This is a genomic window from Terribacillus halophilus (assembly GCF_900162685.1).
Classification (GTDB): domain Bacteria; phylum Bacillota; class Bacilli; order Bacillales; family Amphibacillaceae; genus Terribacillus; species Terribacillus halophilus_A.
Map to the genome: position 1 here is coordinate 212,855 of NZ_LT727828.1, position 14,322 is coordinate 227,176.

Consider the following 14,322-nt stretch of genomic DNA (forward strand, 5'->3'; position numbering starts at 1 on the left):
TCAGCTTAGAATCTTGTGACCGCAATGAACCTACCTACCATCTTGTAATGTGCAAAGCGCATTCGAGCAATACTAACGAAGGAGGAGAGAGCAGGCTATGAAGGAAATTTCAGAGGCAATCGCACAACGGGAAGCAGGTAATCTTACAGAAGCTAATAAGCAATTGGTCAAACTAGCAGCTGCTAATCCGGATCATGCAGAGACGAACTATCAATGTGCGTGGAGTTTTGATGTGCTGGGACAGGAAAGAGCTGCAGTTCCTTATTATGAACGGGCCATTGCGCTAGGATTACCAGAGGAGCAAGCGGAAGGAGCATACCTCGGCTTAGGAAGTACGTACCGAACACTAGGAGAATATGAGAAAGCGGAGAAAACGTTGAGGAATGCCATCGAATTATTCCCAAATAACAATTCTCTTCTCGTTTTTTATGCCATGGTGCAATACAATCGCAACCAGTATGGAGAAGCCATGCAGATTCTTTTGAAGTTGCTGGCGGAAACAAGTTCAGATGAAGAGATTCGGGCATATCAAAAGGCGATCCATTTTTATGCGGACAATTTGGATACAGTCTGGAATAAATAAAAAAACCCATCTCCACTTTAGGAGATGAGCTGCATTCATTATTGAGCTGTATAACCGCCATCAACAATCAAGCTGTTACCTGTCATATAAGATGAATCATCGGATGCTAGGAATAAGACAGCTTTCGCCATTTCTTCCGCTTTACCAAGACGCTTCATTGGTGTCATCGTCGAAAGTACCACTTTGTCATCTTCTGGAATGATTGGTGTATCAATAAAGCCTGGGCATAGCGCGTTAATGCGGATGTTTTTCTCTGCGTATTCCAATGCAAGCGAACGTGTCAGATTCACAACCCCACCCTTGGCTGCGTTGTATGCTGCAGAACCAGGTGAGCCGACCCAGCCGTACATAGAAGCGGTATTAACGATTGAGCCGCTGCCATTCACAAGCATACTGCGAAGCGCTTCGCGAGCTACAAGGAAGACACCATCCAAATCTACATTCACGGTGTTGCGCCATTCTGCATAGTCCAAATCGTGAGTTGGATGTACGCGGCCAATTCCGGCATTATTGAAGACAATATCAATTTTGCCGAATGTCTCCGCTGCTTGCTTGAACAAAGCTGTTACTTCTTCTTCTTTTGTAATATTTGTCTTAACGAAGATTGCTTCGGCATTATTCGCCTTTAGCTCTGCTTCTACTTCTTTTCCTTTTTCTTCATTCAAATCCACAAGGACAAGCTTTGCGCCTTCTGAAGCGAAAAGGCGAGCCGTAGCGGCACCAATTCCAGATGCTCCGCCTGTGATTAAAGCTACTTTGTTTTGTAATTTCCCCATTGTTATTTCCCCCAGTATAATTGAAATAAATCGGTTACAATTAAATTATAGTTCTTTGCTTATATATCTCAATCAGTAGCTGAAAGACAAATGTCTGCTAATTAGACAGATTAATCGATATTGTTGGACGAATGGAGGGTTTTCTTAATGGAACATGTACATGATTCGACATCCAAGCGGCGTAATCGGACAAAAAAGCATTTTCGCGAAGCGTTAATTAAGCTAATTAAGAAAAAAGGATATCAGGCGGTAACGGTGAAAGATATTGTTGAAGAAGCAGCATACAATCGAAGTACGTTTTATTTTCACTATCAAGATAAGATCGATTTGGCGGAAGATATACTCAACAAGATGTTTACTGGATTAGAGAAGTCAGCGGGCATTAATTATACACCAGGGAAAAAGACAGATACTAAAGCTTTGGATGTACCTTCTTTCTCACTCATCGCGTATTTTTATGAACATAAGGATTTTTTCGAGTTAATCCAATATGATGATACACTTCCAGGGATGCATACGCGTTTTCCCAGCGCAATTCTTAGTATTTACGAAAAGCAATTTGAGTTCAGAACAATCAATGATATGCATGTGAATATGACATACTTTAAAGTGTATACAGCTTATGGATTTTACGGACTTGTACGTAACTTAATTGCGAAGGATTTCCAAATCTCAGAAGAACAATTCACCAAAGACGTGATTGAATTATCACAGACACATATCCAGTCTTTCAAATACATTGGGGAATAGTGCTTGCTGACCTATCGTCTTTCCGATAAAGTAGATAAGCAGAAACAGCAAACAGAGGTGTTAAGATGAGATTCAGCGAATTTGAAGTAGGTCAGCGGTATGAAACAAAATCAATCAAGCTATCCAAAGAATCAATCATAGACTTTGCGAATGTCTATGATCCGCAATATATGCACATAGATGAAGAGAAGGCCAAGCAGGGGCGTTTTGGCGATCTTATTGCGTCTGGCATGCAGACGATGAGTGTTTCCTTTAAATTGTGGGTTGAAGAAGGAATTTATGGAGAAGAGGTTGTAGCAGGTACTGGAATGAACAATATCCAGTTCATTAAGCCGGTTTATCCGGATGATGAACTGCGTGTAGTAGTGGAAGTAATTGAAATCCTGCCGAAACGACGAGGCAACGGTATTGTGACTATCCAGCTCAACACATACAATCAAAATGACGTGAAAGTATTCCAAGCAGAATTGAGCGCACTAATAGATAATTAAGGAGAAAGGAGGCATTGATCGCGATGCCTCTTTTTTGTTTATTGCACTAATATTACCTAACTTTCAGATCATAAGATGATTCCGTGGCAGCAGAAGAAGAGCGGAACTCGCTTTGCAGCAGGCTGAAGAGGATGACATCTTGAAATGTTTCTTCCCATTTCCGTCCTTGACGGATAATGCCTTCTTGGTAGAAGCCAGCTTGTTGCACAAGTCGTTGGGAGGGAATGTTATCCGCATTTACCTTTACTTCAAGCCGATTCAGCTGATCCCTGTCAAAGCCGATATGCAGCAGCTCTTGCAGCGCAGCTGTCATAAAGCCTTGACGCCAAAAGGCACTGCCAAGTTCGAACTCAATCTCCGCTGTTTCATGTAAGAAGTTCAAACGCTTGAATCCACACGTATCTATAATCGCTTTCGTTACCTGATTCCGGATTGTATATCGGCTTGTATGCTTCGTTTCTTCCAGCCGTTTAATTCTTGCTTTCGATTCTGTGAGTGTTTGCAAGGTTTGATACCGTGTCCATTTTGTTACTTCTCGGTCTGACCAAATCGGCAGTAACGCTTCCGCATCCTCAAGTGCAATAGGCTTTAAGAAAACTAGCTTGTGAGACATATCTTCCTGCTTGTCAGGATAATTTCTGCTGCCTCTTGTTGTCATTTTTATTATATCGAACAATACTAGAGAAGACGAAAAAAACAAGTTATCTGCTAGTACTGCAAAGATAGCTTGTAATAATACACGGCCAATTCGTCTTGTTCTGTCTCATTAAAATATGCTGCTAGCTCACTTGCATAGGTCCGGACGTTATATCTGTCGCCTTCTGCTTGAAAGAATTCAATTCCTTCCATCCAAATTGATTCAAAATTAGCAGGATCTGCATATTTTTTATGCAGCATGGCAAACTCCCACTTATAAATATCATCATTTTGCGCAATGCTTAACTGGAAACCTTCTTGATAAGCATCAAATGCGATTTCTTGCTGACCAGTCTTCCAGCAGGAATCAGCTAAAAGATATAAAGTTTTCAAGTAACCAGGGAACGTGCAATCTCTCCTAGCTGCCGACAAATAAGGAATCGCAGCAAGCGGCATTTCCTGTTCTGTATATAAGTAGCCGATATTATGCTGAATGAGTGTCACAAGTGAATTCTCTCGAGCGACATCTGTGTGGGCCAGCGCATCATTTAGTGCTTGCTCAGCCTGCGTGAATTCTTTTCGTTCAATAAAGTTCAAACCGCGCATCAATTCACTGCGGGCTAATAGGTAGCGGTAAGCGGGGTGTTTTTCAAATATTTTTATGGCGTACTCTGTATGGTAAACAGACAGAGAGCTGATATCCAAATAATAATAGACGGCTGCTTTCCGGAAATGGAAATCACCATGTTCCACTTCATCATCCATAGAAGATAGATAATCCTCTGCTTGCTCGTAAGCTGCTAATGCACAGGTGTAGGATCTTTCTGCAAAATGGCGCATCCCTTTCGCTAAATGATAATAATAATGAAGTGCGGGAACAAAGACGTGTTGGTACTTGGCAGCCTCTTCATGAAATTCGCCACTCTTATCTAAGTCTGAAGTAAGCAAGTGAAACCGGCAAGACAGCAGTAAGTACACGACGTATAGCGTGTCTTGCTGTTTCAATTCCCCTTCTCGCTGTCTTAATTCAAGATACAAATCCAAAGCAGCCTGCTGCTGTCCGAGCCGAATTTGCATATACCAATCTTCCAAAGCCGTCGTCACGTCTTGATTTAATACGAGCAAACTCCTGTCCATACGCGTCCCCTTTGTAATAGTCTGTCGTTATATATTACCATTTTCGCCGTTTTTTGTAGATGAAGAAGCATCAGAGAGAGAATAAAAATAATGGATATTCTCTAATTTCGAGAGAGCGTGTATAATACATATAGCAATTATGGCAATGAAAATTTCATACTAAGGTGATGAGTAAGATAGCTACTAAAGAACAACTGCAGCAGGAGATAGAGCAGCTAAAGACAAAGGTGGCAAAGTACGAAACAATCATTAAAGAGCTAGCCGCGCCCATGATTCCATCGATTGTACCGAATACGATGCTTGTGCCGCTGACTGGTACGTTTACGGTAGAGCGGTTCATTCATATACAGAATACAATCGTTAACAGCGTCGTTAAGACGGATACAGATACGGTTGTGATTGATCTGACAGGTATTAATTACTTGGATATCGATGCAACTGGCTATCAAGAGCTAAGCGCCAACATTAAGAACTTGACTGATGCTCTAAAGTTAATGGGAATAGATACGATGTTTGTTGGATTCTCAGCCAAATTAGTTCAGAAACTGGTGCTGTCCAACTCCGGTTTCCAAGGTTTTGAGTCTTATGCAAATTTTCGTCTTGGATTAAAAAGTCTTTTGAAGAAAAAAGGCTTGGAGATAAAAGAAAGAGAAGAATAGGGTTACTGTATGGAGTTTTCACACATGTGGAAACTCTTTTTCTATCCTTTTCCATCAATATGGCAGAATTCCAACAGTTTGAGATTAACGAGGAAAATGGGGAGCGAACGGCTTACTTCCAATCCGTAACATTTGTTATAATGCGAGTAAATACAAGGAAATTGATAAAGGGTGATTATCATAAGAAAGCTGAAGAGCATTCTGTTTTTCCTGCTGGGAACCATTGCTTTAGGCTTTGGTATAGCGGGAATCATTCTCCCTGTATTGCCAGGGGGGCCGTTTCTATTAATCGCTTCTTTTTGTTATGCGAAAAGTTCCAAACGAATCGAAGCTTGGTTTCAAAGCACCACTTTTTATAAAAAGTACGTTCTTGCTTTAAAAGAAAACAGAGGCATGACTATAAAGGAAAAGATCCGTATCAATATTATTGCGGATGCTTTTATTTTGTTCTCGGTATTTTATATTGATATTTTACTAGTAAAGATTGTCTTAATCATACTTGGTCTGATTAAGCATTATTACTTCATAAAGAAAATTAAAACAATCACGCCTGAGCAAGCGCAAGAACTAAAAAACCAAGCATAGTTCAGTATAGATAAAGAGAAAGGCCGTTTCCTGTGTGGATACGGCCTTTTTATAGCCTATTCCCTACCGCAATCCATCTTTCATCAACATCTTCAAAGACAAACACTTTATTGCCGTACTCCGTCACAACTAATGGCTGTACAATGGCAACACCTTTTTCAACCAATTCCTGCTGCATCGCAGCTTGTTGATCCGTGATGAAATAAGCATCATACCCATATCCATACTGCTTACGATTTGGAAAAATCCGGTTTAAAGCAGACTGTGTCAACATCAGTTCAATTTGATCGCGATAGAGCCGTATGTGAGGTTCCGATCCGCTTAAATAAGCGACAGCACGAAAACCAAGTTTCTTATAATAAGCAGCTGTTGCTTGCATATTAGGACAAGGAAAAATCTGCAGCGAATGAGAAAAGAAAGGCAGCTTCATCAAAATGCATCCTTCGCGGGAAAGTAAACAGGCAGTGTGATTAGAAAGTTTCGATAGTTAAATAAGGTCTTCATTTTGCTTTCCTCCTTATTTTACTCTAATACGGTCTTATCCGTGATTTTTCCTCCTTGAGAATGAAAAAAATGATAAGGATAGGAATCCACAATCTTCCTTTACCTTTGGCAGGCGTCTTAATAAGAAGGGAAAAACAAACTTTTTGTTAACTCACAGCGTATAGCTAAGTAATAGGAGGAGATTGCATATGTCCACCATATTTTTGATCATAGGCATTGTCGGTATCTTAAATGCAGGTATCTTTATGGGTGCATTTACTGCAGGGCAGCAGCAACGCGCGAACTACTACACGGAAACGGAGGAAGAACGCAGACTGCGGTTTAAGGTGGGTAAGGTATGTGGGCTCATTGGTCTTGTATCGCTGCTCATAGGGATGCTGTTCTATTTTGTTTTTTAGAAGCAGGGGATTAGCAAAATAAGAGGAAAATATATAGATGAAACCTCCCTGACATTAGAGAGGTTCGCGTTTTAACACATTCACTCTGGCTTTGTAGTATTAGACAGAGTGGACTGTTCTTCTTTTTCGGTTGTTTTGATAACAGATATACTTCCATCAGTTTCCAAAACAACAGCTTCTACCTGCTTCATAGAGCTTATTCCATTCGTGCGAGCGGCTTGCAAAACTTCTACTTCTAAAATTCGCTTCTTTTTCATCGCTTCTTTTATAAAGTCTCCATTGTAAAAGAGCAAATCAGGCTCAGCTTTAATTATTCTTTTAAATACAGCAGAACGCACAGACAAAAAGGTCATCAGGTACTGCATGCCGATTAGCACCAAAAAAGCTGTTAATCCTTCCGCTAGAGCCACCTTTTTACTAAGTAAGATAGTGGCGAGGGTAGAGCCGAGTGCGATTGTCACAATAAAATCAAAAGAATTCATTTTAGATAGCGTACGCTTACCTGAAACCCTTAAAAAAAGAACTAATGCAATGTAAGCTAGAATTCCGACTACTAATGTTCTTTCAATCGTTTGCCAGTTGTTAAAAAACAAAACTACACCTCACTTATAAAACAAAGTAAAAGTGTTTTCCCAGTAGTTAAAGGCGATAAACGAAAGTGATATTGTCTAATATGGAATTCATTTTATTAGTTTAGTTGAATAGATGCGTTTAGTTTGTCAGGAGGAGGATGCCGTTTAGTTTTATTTCGATAGTACATCGTTTTGAGAGCTTGTATCTTCCTAACAATATGGAGATTAGCTCAATATTGTCGTGAGTTTACAGTGTCCCGGTCTCTATTTAGATAAGAAGCTGTTGACATGACAATTCGTTATGTTATATAATTATCTCGAATTAGAGATAAATGAAATAAAAAGCGTGATTATATTTTTTTAGACTAATACCTCGAATTAGAGATAAATTGCAACTTCTATTTTTTTAATTACATATCTCGAATTAGAGATAAATAAAGGGTGTATATTATGACCAAACAAACGCAAGGTATTCACCATATTACCGCAATTGTCGGCCATCCGCAGGAGAACGCTGATTTTTATGCCGGCGTATTGGGACTTCGTCTCGTGAAGAAAACGGTAAACTTCGATGATCCTGGCACTTATCATCTCTATTTTGGTGATGAAAAAGGAAAACCAGGCACCATCATTACTTTCTTTCCTTGGCCAAATGCCTATCAAGGGAAAATAGGTGACGGTCAAGTTGGTGTCACTTCTTATGCAGTTCCAAAAGGAGCTTTGCCTTTCTGGGAACGCCGTCTCGAAAAATTTGATATTGCATATACGAAAACGGAACGCTTTGGCGAAACTTATTTGCAGTTTGATGATGTACACGGACTGCATTTAGAGATAGTTGAAAGAGAAGCTGGTGAGCTAAACTCGTGGACATTTGGTGATGTGACTGCTGATGTTGCAATTAAAGGCTTTGGCGGTGCAACGCTTTATTCCAGAAGACCAGGAAGCACAGGAGAGCTCCTTGAAAACATGGGGCTAAAAAATGTTGGCGAGGAAGGCGGATATGTTCGCTATCGCGCAGCTGGTGAGATTGGAAACATCATTGATATTAAACAGACAACAAGCGGACGCAGCTCAATGGGTGTGGGTACCGTTCATCATATTGCATGGCGTGCAAACGATGATCAAGATCAGTTGGACTGGAGCGATTATATAGCGGATTTGGGATACGGAGTTACACCCGTACAAGACCGAAACTACTTTAACGCTATCTATTTCCGTGAACACGGAGAAATCTTGTTTGAGATTGCAACAGATCCCCCAGGCTTTGCTATTGATGAGGAGGAGCACGCAATGGGCGAGAAACTAATGCTGCCGCCGCAATACGAGCAGAATCGTGAGAAAATAGAAAATCATGTTGTACCTTTTAAAGTGAGAGAACTAGATTAAGGCTATGGAAGGAAAAACACCTGTATATCTCGAATTAGAGATAAGATATTCCGATAAAACTGTTGAAGTCATTTGCGGAGGTGGTTCTTATCGCGTGTTGAGCGGGTGGATCGATAGAAGGAGTGAATGTATAAATGGGATTTCTAAATAAATTATTCGGAAAAACAAAGGAGAATGAAACAATGGAAAACGTAAAAGTAGCAGTCGTATATTACAGCATGGGCGGTACAAATTATCAGATGGCAAAATGGGCAGCAGAAGCAGCAAAAGAGGCAGGCGCAGAAGCAAAAGTACTACAAGTGCAAGAACTAGCACCACAGTCTGTAATTGATAATAACCCAGCTTGGAAAGCACAAGTAGAAGCAACGCAAAATGTACCTGTTGCGTCTTCTGACGATATTGAATGGGCAGATGCTATCATTTTCAGCGTGCCAACACGCTTTGGTAACATGCCATCTCAAATGAAGCAGTTCCTTGATCTGCAAGGCGGCCTATGGGCAACGGGCAAAACAGTAAACAAAGTAGTTAGCGCAATGACATCCGCTCAAAACCCGCACGGCGGACAAGAAGCGACACTATTATCCCTCTACACGTCCATGATGCACTGGGGCGCTATCATCGCAACACCAGGCTACACGGACCCAGTGCTATTCGCAGCTGGCGGCAACCCATACGGCACAAGCGTAACAGTAGGTCAAGATGGTAAGATGATCGAAGACGTAGAAGCAGCTGTGAAGCACCAAGCAAAACGTACAGTTTCTGTTGCAGAATGGGTTAAAAAAGGGAATCAGTAAGAAAAGATATGAGGTTCAGAACTCTGCGTTTAAGAGCGCAGGGTTTTTCTTTATAGTCACAAGACATCCTTGCAAAGACGGACACATCTGACATAAAATGTACATGCTATACTGAAGGAGTAGGAGTAGGAGTAGGAGTAGGAGTAGGAGTAGGAGTAGAGGTGAACTTTCTGAGTAAAATAAGACTTCTCATTGCTGCTGTCTTGTCTATTGCATTGGCAGTAATGTTTTTTATTAATGACAGAAATGTATTTGGTTATGCAATGTGTATTGTTGCTGTAGCAGTTACAATTGAATACATCAGACAACTTAAAAAGCAGCATGCATCAGAGTAGGGAATCCGCTAGCGGGTTCCTTTCTTTGTATCAGAAAGGACTTCATTTCTTGTCTGCTTTAAATAAAGATGACGAACGCAACTGTTATATAGTAACAAAATGATAAAGTATCAAGAAATACGATTTACGCATGGAAATCTATTGAGAATTAGTAGTATCAGGTAGATGGAAAGATGTTGACGCAGTATACTAGATATATAGGCGAGTTCAGTTTATCGATGAACAGTCTTAATTGATTAATAGATGACTTTTGATAGTTATCGAAGTTTTGTTAAGTTTTATGAGATACATATACTTTTGTCTTAAAGGAGAGAAGAATTTGTTTCAATGGCGTAATATATTTAAAGGTATGGCAATGGGAGTCAGTGACCTTATTCCGGGCGTAAGCGGAGGAACCATTGCTTTATTGCTTGGAATTTATCAACAGTTCATTGCTTCAATTAATGGCGTATTTTCAAAGAGATGGAAGCAAAGCTTGCTGTTTTTAATCCCGATAGGAATTGGGATTGTGCTTGCGCTTTTGCTGGTAAGCCGTTTAGTAGAATGGCTGATTGAGGCGTATCCTCAGCCAACGTTTATTTTCTTCCTGGGGCTTATTATCGGAATCATCCCTACTTTGCTGAAGGAGATTGATTATAAGAAGTCATTTACTCCAGTCCATTATGTTTTGCTGTTAATTGGGGCAGTTTTGGTTGCCAGTACTGCGTTCGTAAAAGATGACAACATGACTGCGGTTATCGAGCATCTTGGTCAAAGTGATTATATCTTGTTATTTTTTGCTGGATGGCTTGCGAGTTCTGCTATGATCTTGCCTGGAATTAGCGGTTCGTTTGTGTTACTGCTATTAGGTGTCTATCCAACCGTGATTAATGCGGTTTCCAATCTTAATTTCGCGGTTATTCTTACAGTTGGAGCGGGTGTTTTAATTGGTGTACTAGTTACAAGTAAGCTGATTACCATCCTGCTAGCTAAGTTTAAAGCGGGGACTTATGCAGTTATGATTGGCTTTATAGTGGGATCTATAGTCATTATTTATCCGGGATTGCCGGGCAATGCAGTCTTAATCATTGTGAGCATCATCGCATTTATTGCAGGTGTGATTAGTGCCTATCTATTAAGTGGGATAGATGTAAAGAATTAAATAGCAAAACAGCCGGCTTTTTCCTTAAGAGGAGGAGTCGGCTGTTTTATTTCAGTTATTCATTTCGGCTTTTAGTTAGTTTACTTGTCAATTAAATAAGCTAAGTATTTTATCTAGAAAACCCAAGACATCTAAAAAGACAATAACGATCGCAATTGGTGTCACATATTTCAGTAGATAATACCAAACATTAAAGAACAGTTTGCCGCTCTTAGAACCGAGTGAGATCTCCTCATACAGTGCACTTTTTGATATTTTCAATGGAACAAAGATCGAAATCAGCAATGCACCTAAAGGCATTAATACATTACTAACGGTAAAATCGAAAAGATCAAATATCGTTTTGTCGAACACCAAAACATCTGACATTACACCATACGACAGACAAGATGGGATTCCGAGTACGAAGATCAGCAGCCCGAGCGTCCAAGCGCGTTTTTTACGCTTTGTTTTGTCATGTTTTGTAGTAGCTGCAACAAATATTTCCAGCATGGAAAAGGCGGATGTTAATGCTGCAAACAAGAACAATATTAAAAAGATAATAAAGAAGATAACACCAAACTGCATCTGACTAAATACAGCGGGTAAGACCGCAAATATTAGTACAGGTCCAGCGTCTGGCTCCATCCCAAATGAAAATACTCCCGGGAAAATAGCCAATCCAGCCAATAACGCCACCAAAATATTAATGACAATAATAGATATGGCTGAGAAAGGCAGGTTCTGTGTTTTCGGCAAGTAAGAGGCGTACGTTACCATAACTGATACACCTAATGATAAGGTGAAAAACGCCTGACCAAGTGCCAATAGAATGGATTCTGATGTTAGCTTTGTGAAATCAGGAACGAGTAAAAACTCAATTCCTTCGATTGATTGATCTAAAGTGACAGACCGGATAACTAATATAAGAAATAAGATAAAAAGTGCAGGTATCATAATTTTACTTGCTTTTTCTATTCCCTTTTGTACACCCTTTGCTACAACAACAATAGCCATTAAGATGAAAACAAGCTGTGCAAGCAGCGTCGACCAAGGTTTGGCAATCAATTCACCAAACAAAGCGCCATATTGATCCTGAGATAACCCGTTTAATCCACCGCGAACTGCTTCAAACAAGTAAATAATAATCCAGCCGCCAATAACACTATAAAAGGATAAGAGGATAAAACAAGTTACAATTCCTAATTTTCCGATCAGACTCCAGGATGAGTTTGGCGCAAACTTATTATAAGCTGTGACAGCGTCACTTTGAGCTCTGCGGCCCACAACAAATTCCGCTAATAATAACGGGGCCCCTAATAATACTGTGAAAAATAAAAAGATCAGAAAGAAAGCACCGCCTCCTCCTGTTCCGGCTATATATGGAAATTTCCAAATGGCACCTAAGCCAATAGCAGAACCAGCTGCTGCAAAAATAAAACCAAGTTTAGACTTCCACTGTTCTTGGGACATACATGACTCCTTTCCGAATGTGTAATTCAGGCATAATAAAGATATTAACATATACAGCAAAGGAATAGTTTGATTTTTTAAATATTTAGTTAATATATAGGTGAGCACCTGAATTGATTTTACATATCTAGTATAAAAAGGGTGATTGTGTGATAGTAAACAGTTATCAGAAACAATAGGGAAAACGTTTATACTGCTAAAAAGGATATTTTGTTACAGTAAGAGAACTATGTATGAATAATCTAATCTATGGGGGCTGGTTGCAGTGAGTTATAAAGTTAACAAGGAATGGCTTTATGAACAGTTACATAATCCGCAAGTTAGAATCGTAGACTGTCGATTTGAATTAAGTGAGCCTGATAAAGGAGAAAACCTTTATAAAGAAAGCCATATCCCTGGTTCTGTCTATTTTGATTTAGACAAGCAGTTATCAGGTTCTGTAGAAAAGCATGGCGGCCGGCACCCGCTTCCTGATATGAAACAATTTCAAGCAGCTATCGAAAAAGCCGGAATTGATAACACAACGACAGTCATAGCTTATGACGACAGTGATGGTCAGTTTGCAGCTCGCTTCTGGTGGCTGCTGATGTACGCAGGGCATGAAAGAGTGTATATACTGGACGGAGGTTTTAAAAGCTGGACTGGAGCTGGTTACAGCACGACCAAGGAAGTGCCGGAATATCAACCAGCATTGTTTGAAGTGACGATGCAAGACGACATGTTAGCTTCTTATGAAGAAGTAAAAGAGCTTGTAGATCAAAAGAAGAAATCTGCAGTATTAATTGATGCAAGAGACGAGCGACGCTACTTAGGCGAAGTCGAACCTATTGATAAAGTAGCCGGACATATACCAGGTGCGATTAATAAATTCTGGGCAGAAGGGTTAGAGCAAGGTTCATTTAAGGACCAGGAAGCACAGAGAAAACGATTTGCCGAGCTGAATCCAGCTAATCCTGTCATTGTGTATTGCGGATCGGGTGTAACAGCTGCGCCTAACTATATTGCTTTAAAGATGGCCGGATTTGAAAATGTAAAACTGTATGCAGGTAGTTATAGTGATTGGGTGTCTTATGAGGAAAACCCGGTGGCAAAAGGGAAAGAGTTTTAAGATTCAAATGGGGAAGAAGAACGTAACCTAAGCGGTTTGTTCTTCTTCCTCGTTTGAACGTCTATGCTTCTTTCTTTTTACTGTTATAAGGTAGAAAGCAACTAGCACGATAGCTGACGATATTGTACTAATATAAGGAGACTGTTCTGAAACGATAAATAGAGATGGAATAGCTCCTACTACGCTGTTATCACTTACAATAAACAATATAAGGAATACGTTATTAGCGGCATGAGCTCCAATAGATAATTCCGCAGAGTTACTTTTGACTGCAATATACGTGAACATAAAGCCAATGAATACATAATGGAAACCTACAACTATAGCTCCTCTACTCATCTCTGGATTTACAAAATGCAGAGAACCGAATATCGAGCCTACTATGACAGACAATAAGATAGGGTTTCTCAACCATTTTCCTGCCCACTGCAAGATAAATCCCCTAAACATCAACTCTTCACAAGTAGTTTGGATTGGCACGAGTAAGACTGCAACCAATACCAGCCACATATAGTTTAAGAAATCGAACGGATGTAATGAATAAGATTGTGGAAAGATGATAAATTCCACGATATTCTCCATTGCCATAAGGCCGAAGAAAACTAGAAATCCATAAATTATCTTCTTCCAATTGATTTTTGAATATGGTGTAATCAGGGTTCTTAATGATCTTTTATGGATGACAGCAATGCTGAACCAGATACCTAATACCCAAGCAAACATTGATATATGAGATAAAGCAAGATCTGCTATTGGTCTTCCTAAGATTAATTCGGGTGTATCTAATGCTGCTGGGTCTATTAGAAATAATGCGAGTGCATAGAAGAAACCGCTTATTAGAATAAAAAATATAATGGTTAGGAGAGATAGTAAATAGCGCCAAAAACTATTCTTTCCTTGTTCAATGCTTGTAAATGATTTTGTCATCACAATGTTCCTTTCATGTTATTAGGATTATTACTTGTAAGACTAATACTCTTTACAGCGACTTCTTTAATTACATATGCTCATTCTC

The 14,322-nt window shown here is 39.8% G+C and carries 18 protein-coding genes; 11 read left to right on the top strand and 7 right to left on the bottom strand.

Going from position 1 to position 14,322, the window contains the following annotated elements; genetic code table 11:
- Nucleotides 1-97 precede the first annotated feature (97 nt).
- Nucleotides 98-583, top strand: coding sequence for a tetratricopeptide repeat protein (locus B1K52_RS05870; RefSeq protein WP_077306292.1), 486 nt, complete (start codon nt 98-100; stop codon nt 581-583).
- A gap of 38 nt (nt 584-621) precedes the next feature.
- On the opposite strand, the gene B1K52_RS05875 is transcribed toward B1K52_RS05870, so the two are convergent.
- Nucleotides 622-1,359 carry an SDR family NAD(P)-dependent oxidoreductase gene (locus B1K52_RS05875; RefSeq protein WP_077306294.1) on the bottom strand — a complete coding sequence of 246 codons (738 nt, stop codon included), beginning with the start codon at nt 1,357-1,359 and terminating at the stop codon, nt 622-624.
- 147 nt (nt 1,360-1,506) lie between these two features.
- Between B1K52_RS05875 and B1K52_RS05880 the strand changes: the two genes are divergently transcribed.
- Nucleotides 1,507-2,109, top strand: a complete 603-nt coding sequence (locus B1K52_RS05880) for a TetR/AcrR family transcriptional regulator (protein WP_077306296.1) — start codon at nt 1,507-1,509, stop codon at nt 2,107-2,109.
- 65 nt (nt 2,110-2,174) lie between these two features.
- Nucleotides 2,175-2,600, top strand: coding sequence for a MaoC family dehydratase (locus B1K52_RS05885; protein ID WP_077306298.1), 426 nt, complete (start codon nt 2,175-2,177; stop codon nt 2,598-2,600).
- 52 nt (nt 2,601-2,652) lie between these two features.
- Here the strand turns inward: B1K52_RS05885 and B1K52_RS05890 are convergent, their stop codons facing one another.
- A complete protein-coding gene (locus tag B1K52_RS05890) occupies nt 2,653-3,213 on the bottom strand; it encodes a GNAT family N-acetyltransferase (protein ID WP_179106479.1) in 561 nt (186 codons plus the stop codon).
- Between the two features lie 95 nt (nt 3,214-3,308).
- Complete coding sequence (locus B1K52_RS05895) at nt 3,309-4,373, bottom strand: hypothetical protein (RefSeq protein WP_077306302.1); 1,065 nt, start codon at nt 4,371-4,373, stop codon at nt 3,309-3,311.
- A gap of 167 nt (nt 4,374-4,540) precedes the next feature.
- Between B1K52_RS05895 and B1K52_RS05900 the strand changes: the two genes are divergently transcribed.
- Entirely contained in the window at nt 4,541-5,032 is a 492-nt protein-coding gene (locus B1K52_RS05900) for an STAS domain-containing protein (protein WP_077306304.1), read from the top strand.
- A gap of 171 nt (nt 5,033-5,203) precedes the next feature.
- Nucleotides 5,204-5,617 carry a YbaN family protein gene (locus B1K52_RS05905; protein WP_256855848.1) on the top strand — a complete coding sequence of 138 codons (414 nt, stop codon included), beginning with the start codon at nt 5,204-5,206 and terminating at the stop codon, nt 5,615-5,617.
- 49 nt (nt 5,618-5,666) lie between these two features.
- On the opposite strand, the gene B1K52_RS05910 is transcribed toward B1K52_RS05905, so the two are convergent.
- Nucleotides 5,667-6,047: a VOC family protein gene (locus B1K52_RS05910; RefSeq protein WP_077306306.1), complete on the bottom strand. Its 381-nt coding sequence runs from the start codon at nt 6,045-6,047 to the stop codon at nt 5,667-5,669.
- Between the two features lie 262 nt (nt 6,048-6,309).
- Between B1K52_RS05910 and B1K52_RS05915 the strand changes: the two genes are divergently transcribed.
- A complete protein-coding gene (locus B1K52_RS05915) occupies nt 6,310-6,519 on the top strand; it encodes a DUF5316 domain-containing protein (RefSeq protein ID WP_077306308.1) in 210 nt (69 codons plus the stop codon).
- 80 nt (nt 6,520-6,599) lie between these two features.
- On the opposite strand, the gene B1K52_RS05920 is transcribed toward B1K52_RS05915, so the two are convergent.
- Nucleotides 6,600-7,112 carry a DUF421 domain-containing protein gene (locus B1K52_RS05920; RefSeq protein WP_077306310.1) on the bottom strand — a complete coding sequence of 171 codons (513 nt, stop codon included), beginning with the start codon at nt 7,110-7,112 and terminating at the stop codon, nt 6,600-6,602.
- A 429-nt stretch (nt 7,113-7,541) separates the two neighbouring features.
- On the opposite strand from B1K52_RS05920, the gene B1K52_RS05925 reads away from it, so the two are divergent.
- From B1K52_RS05925 to B1K52_RS05935, 4 genes are all read left to right on the top strand, one after another.
- Nucleotides 7,542-8,477: a ring-cleaving dioxygenase gene (locus tag B1K52_RS05925; RefSeq protein ID WP_077306312.1), complete on the top strand. Its 936-nt coding sequence runs from the start codon at nt 7,542-7,544 to the stop codon at nt 8,475-8,477.
- A 182-nt stretch (nt 8,478-8,659) separates the two neighbouring features.
- Nucleotides 8,660-9,271 (top strand): NAD(P)H:quinone oxidoreductase, encoded by a 612-nt coding sequence (wrbA, locus tag B1K52_RS05930; protein WP_077310515.1) that lies wholly within the window; start codon nt 8,660-8,662, stop codon nt 9,269-9,271.
- Nucleotides 9,272-9,432: 161 nt separating this feature from the next.
- A complete protein-coding gene (locus B1K52_RS17870) occupies nt 9,433-9,606 on the top strand; it encodes a hypothetical protein (RefSeq protein WP_179106480.1) in 174 nt (57 codons plus the stop codon).
- A gap of 319 nt (nt 9,607-9,925) precedes the next feature.
- On the top strand, nt 9,926-10,747 hold the full coding sequence (locus B1K52_RS05935; protein WP_077306315.1) for a DUF368 domain-containing protein: 822 nt from the start codon (nt 9,926-9,928) through the stop codon (nt 10,745-10,747).
- Nucleotides 10,748-10,834: 87 nt separating this feature from the next.
- Here the strand turns inward: B1K52_RS05935 and B1K52_RS05940 are convergent, their stop codons facing one another.
- Nucleotides 10,835-12,199 (bottom strand): sodium-dependent transporter, encoded by a 1,365-nt coding sequence (locus B1K52_RS05940; RefSeq protein ID WP_077306317.1) that lies wholly within the window; start codon nt 12,197-12,199, stop codon nt 10,835-10,837.
- Nucleotides 12,200-12,464: 265 nt separating this feature from the next.
- Between B1K52_RS05940 and B1K52_RS05945 the strand changes: the two genes are divergently transcribed.
- Entirely contained in the window at nt 12,465-13,307 is an 843-nt protein-coding gene (locus B1K52_RS05945; protein ID WP_077306319.1) for a sulfurtransferase, read from the top strand.
- Nucleotides 13,308-13,334: 27 nt separating this feature from the next.
- Here B1K52_RS05945 and B1K52_RS05950 read toward each other — a convergent pair whose 3' ends face one another.
- Nucleotides 13,335-14,234, bottom strand: a complete 900-nt coding sequence (locus tag B1K52_RS05950) for a CPBP family intramembrane glutamic endopeptidase (RefSeq protein ID WP_077306321.1) — start codon at nt 14,232-14,234, stop codon at nt 13,335-13,337.
- Nucleotides 14,235-14,322 lie beyond the last annotated feature (88 nt).

Bases quoted from the DNA above. Each gene is read 5' to 3' on its own strand.
- B1K52_RS05895 (WP_077306302.1), bottom strand. From the start codon at position 4,373: ATGGACAGGAGTTTGCTCGTATTAAATCAAGACGTGACGACGGCTTTG.
- B1K52_RS05915 (WP_077306308.1), top strand. From the start codon at position 6,310: ATGTCCACCATATTTTTGATCATAGGCATTGTCGGTATCTTAAATGCA.
- wrbA (WP_077310515.1), top strand. From the start codon at position 8,660: ATGGAAAACGTAAAAGTAGCAGTCGTATATTACAGCATGGGCGGTACA.
- B1K52_RS05900 (WP_077306304.1), top strand. From the start codon at position 4,541: ATGAGTAAGATAGCTACTAAAGAACAACTGCAGCAGGAGATAGAGCAG.
- B1K52_RS05880 (WP_077306296.1), top strand. From the start codon at position 1,507: ATGGAACATGTACATGATTCGACATCCAAGCGGCGTAATCGGACAAAA.
- B1K52_RS05885 (WP_077306298.1), top strand. From the start codon at position 2,175: ATGAGATTCAGCGAATTTGAAGTAGGTCAGCGGTATGAAACAAAATCA.
- B1K52_RS05910 (WP_077306306.1), bottom strand. From the start codon at position 6,047: ATGAAGCTGCCTTTCTTTTCTCATTCGCTGCAGATTTTTCCTTGTCCT.
- B1K52_RS05870 (WP_077306292.1), top strand. From the start codon at position 98: ATGAAGGAAATTTCAGAGGCAATCGCACAACGGGAAGCAGGTAATCTT.
- B1K52_RS05875 (WP_077306294.1), bottom strand. From the start codon at position 1,359: ATGGGGAAATTACAAAACAAAGTAGCTTTAATCACAGGCGGAGCATCT.
- B1K52_RS05925 (WP_077306312.1), top strand. From the start codon at position 7,542: ATGACCAAACAAACGCAAGGTATTCACCATATTACCGCAATTGTCGGC.
- B1K52_RS05940 (WP_077306317.1), bottom strand. From the start codon at position 12,199: ATGTCCCAAGAACAGTGGAAGTCTAAACTTGGTTTTATTTTTGCAGCA.
- B1K52_RS05950 (WP_077306321.1), bottom strand. From the start codon at position 14,234: ATGACAAAATCATTTACAAGCATTGAACAAGGAAAGAATAGTTTTTGG.
- B1K52_RS05890 (WP_179106479.1), bottom strand. From the start codon at position 3,213: ATGTCTCACAAGCTAGTTTTCTTAAAGCCTATTGCACTTGAGGATGCG.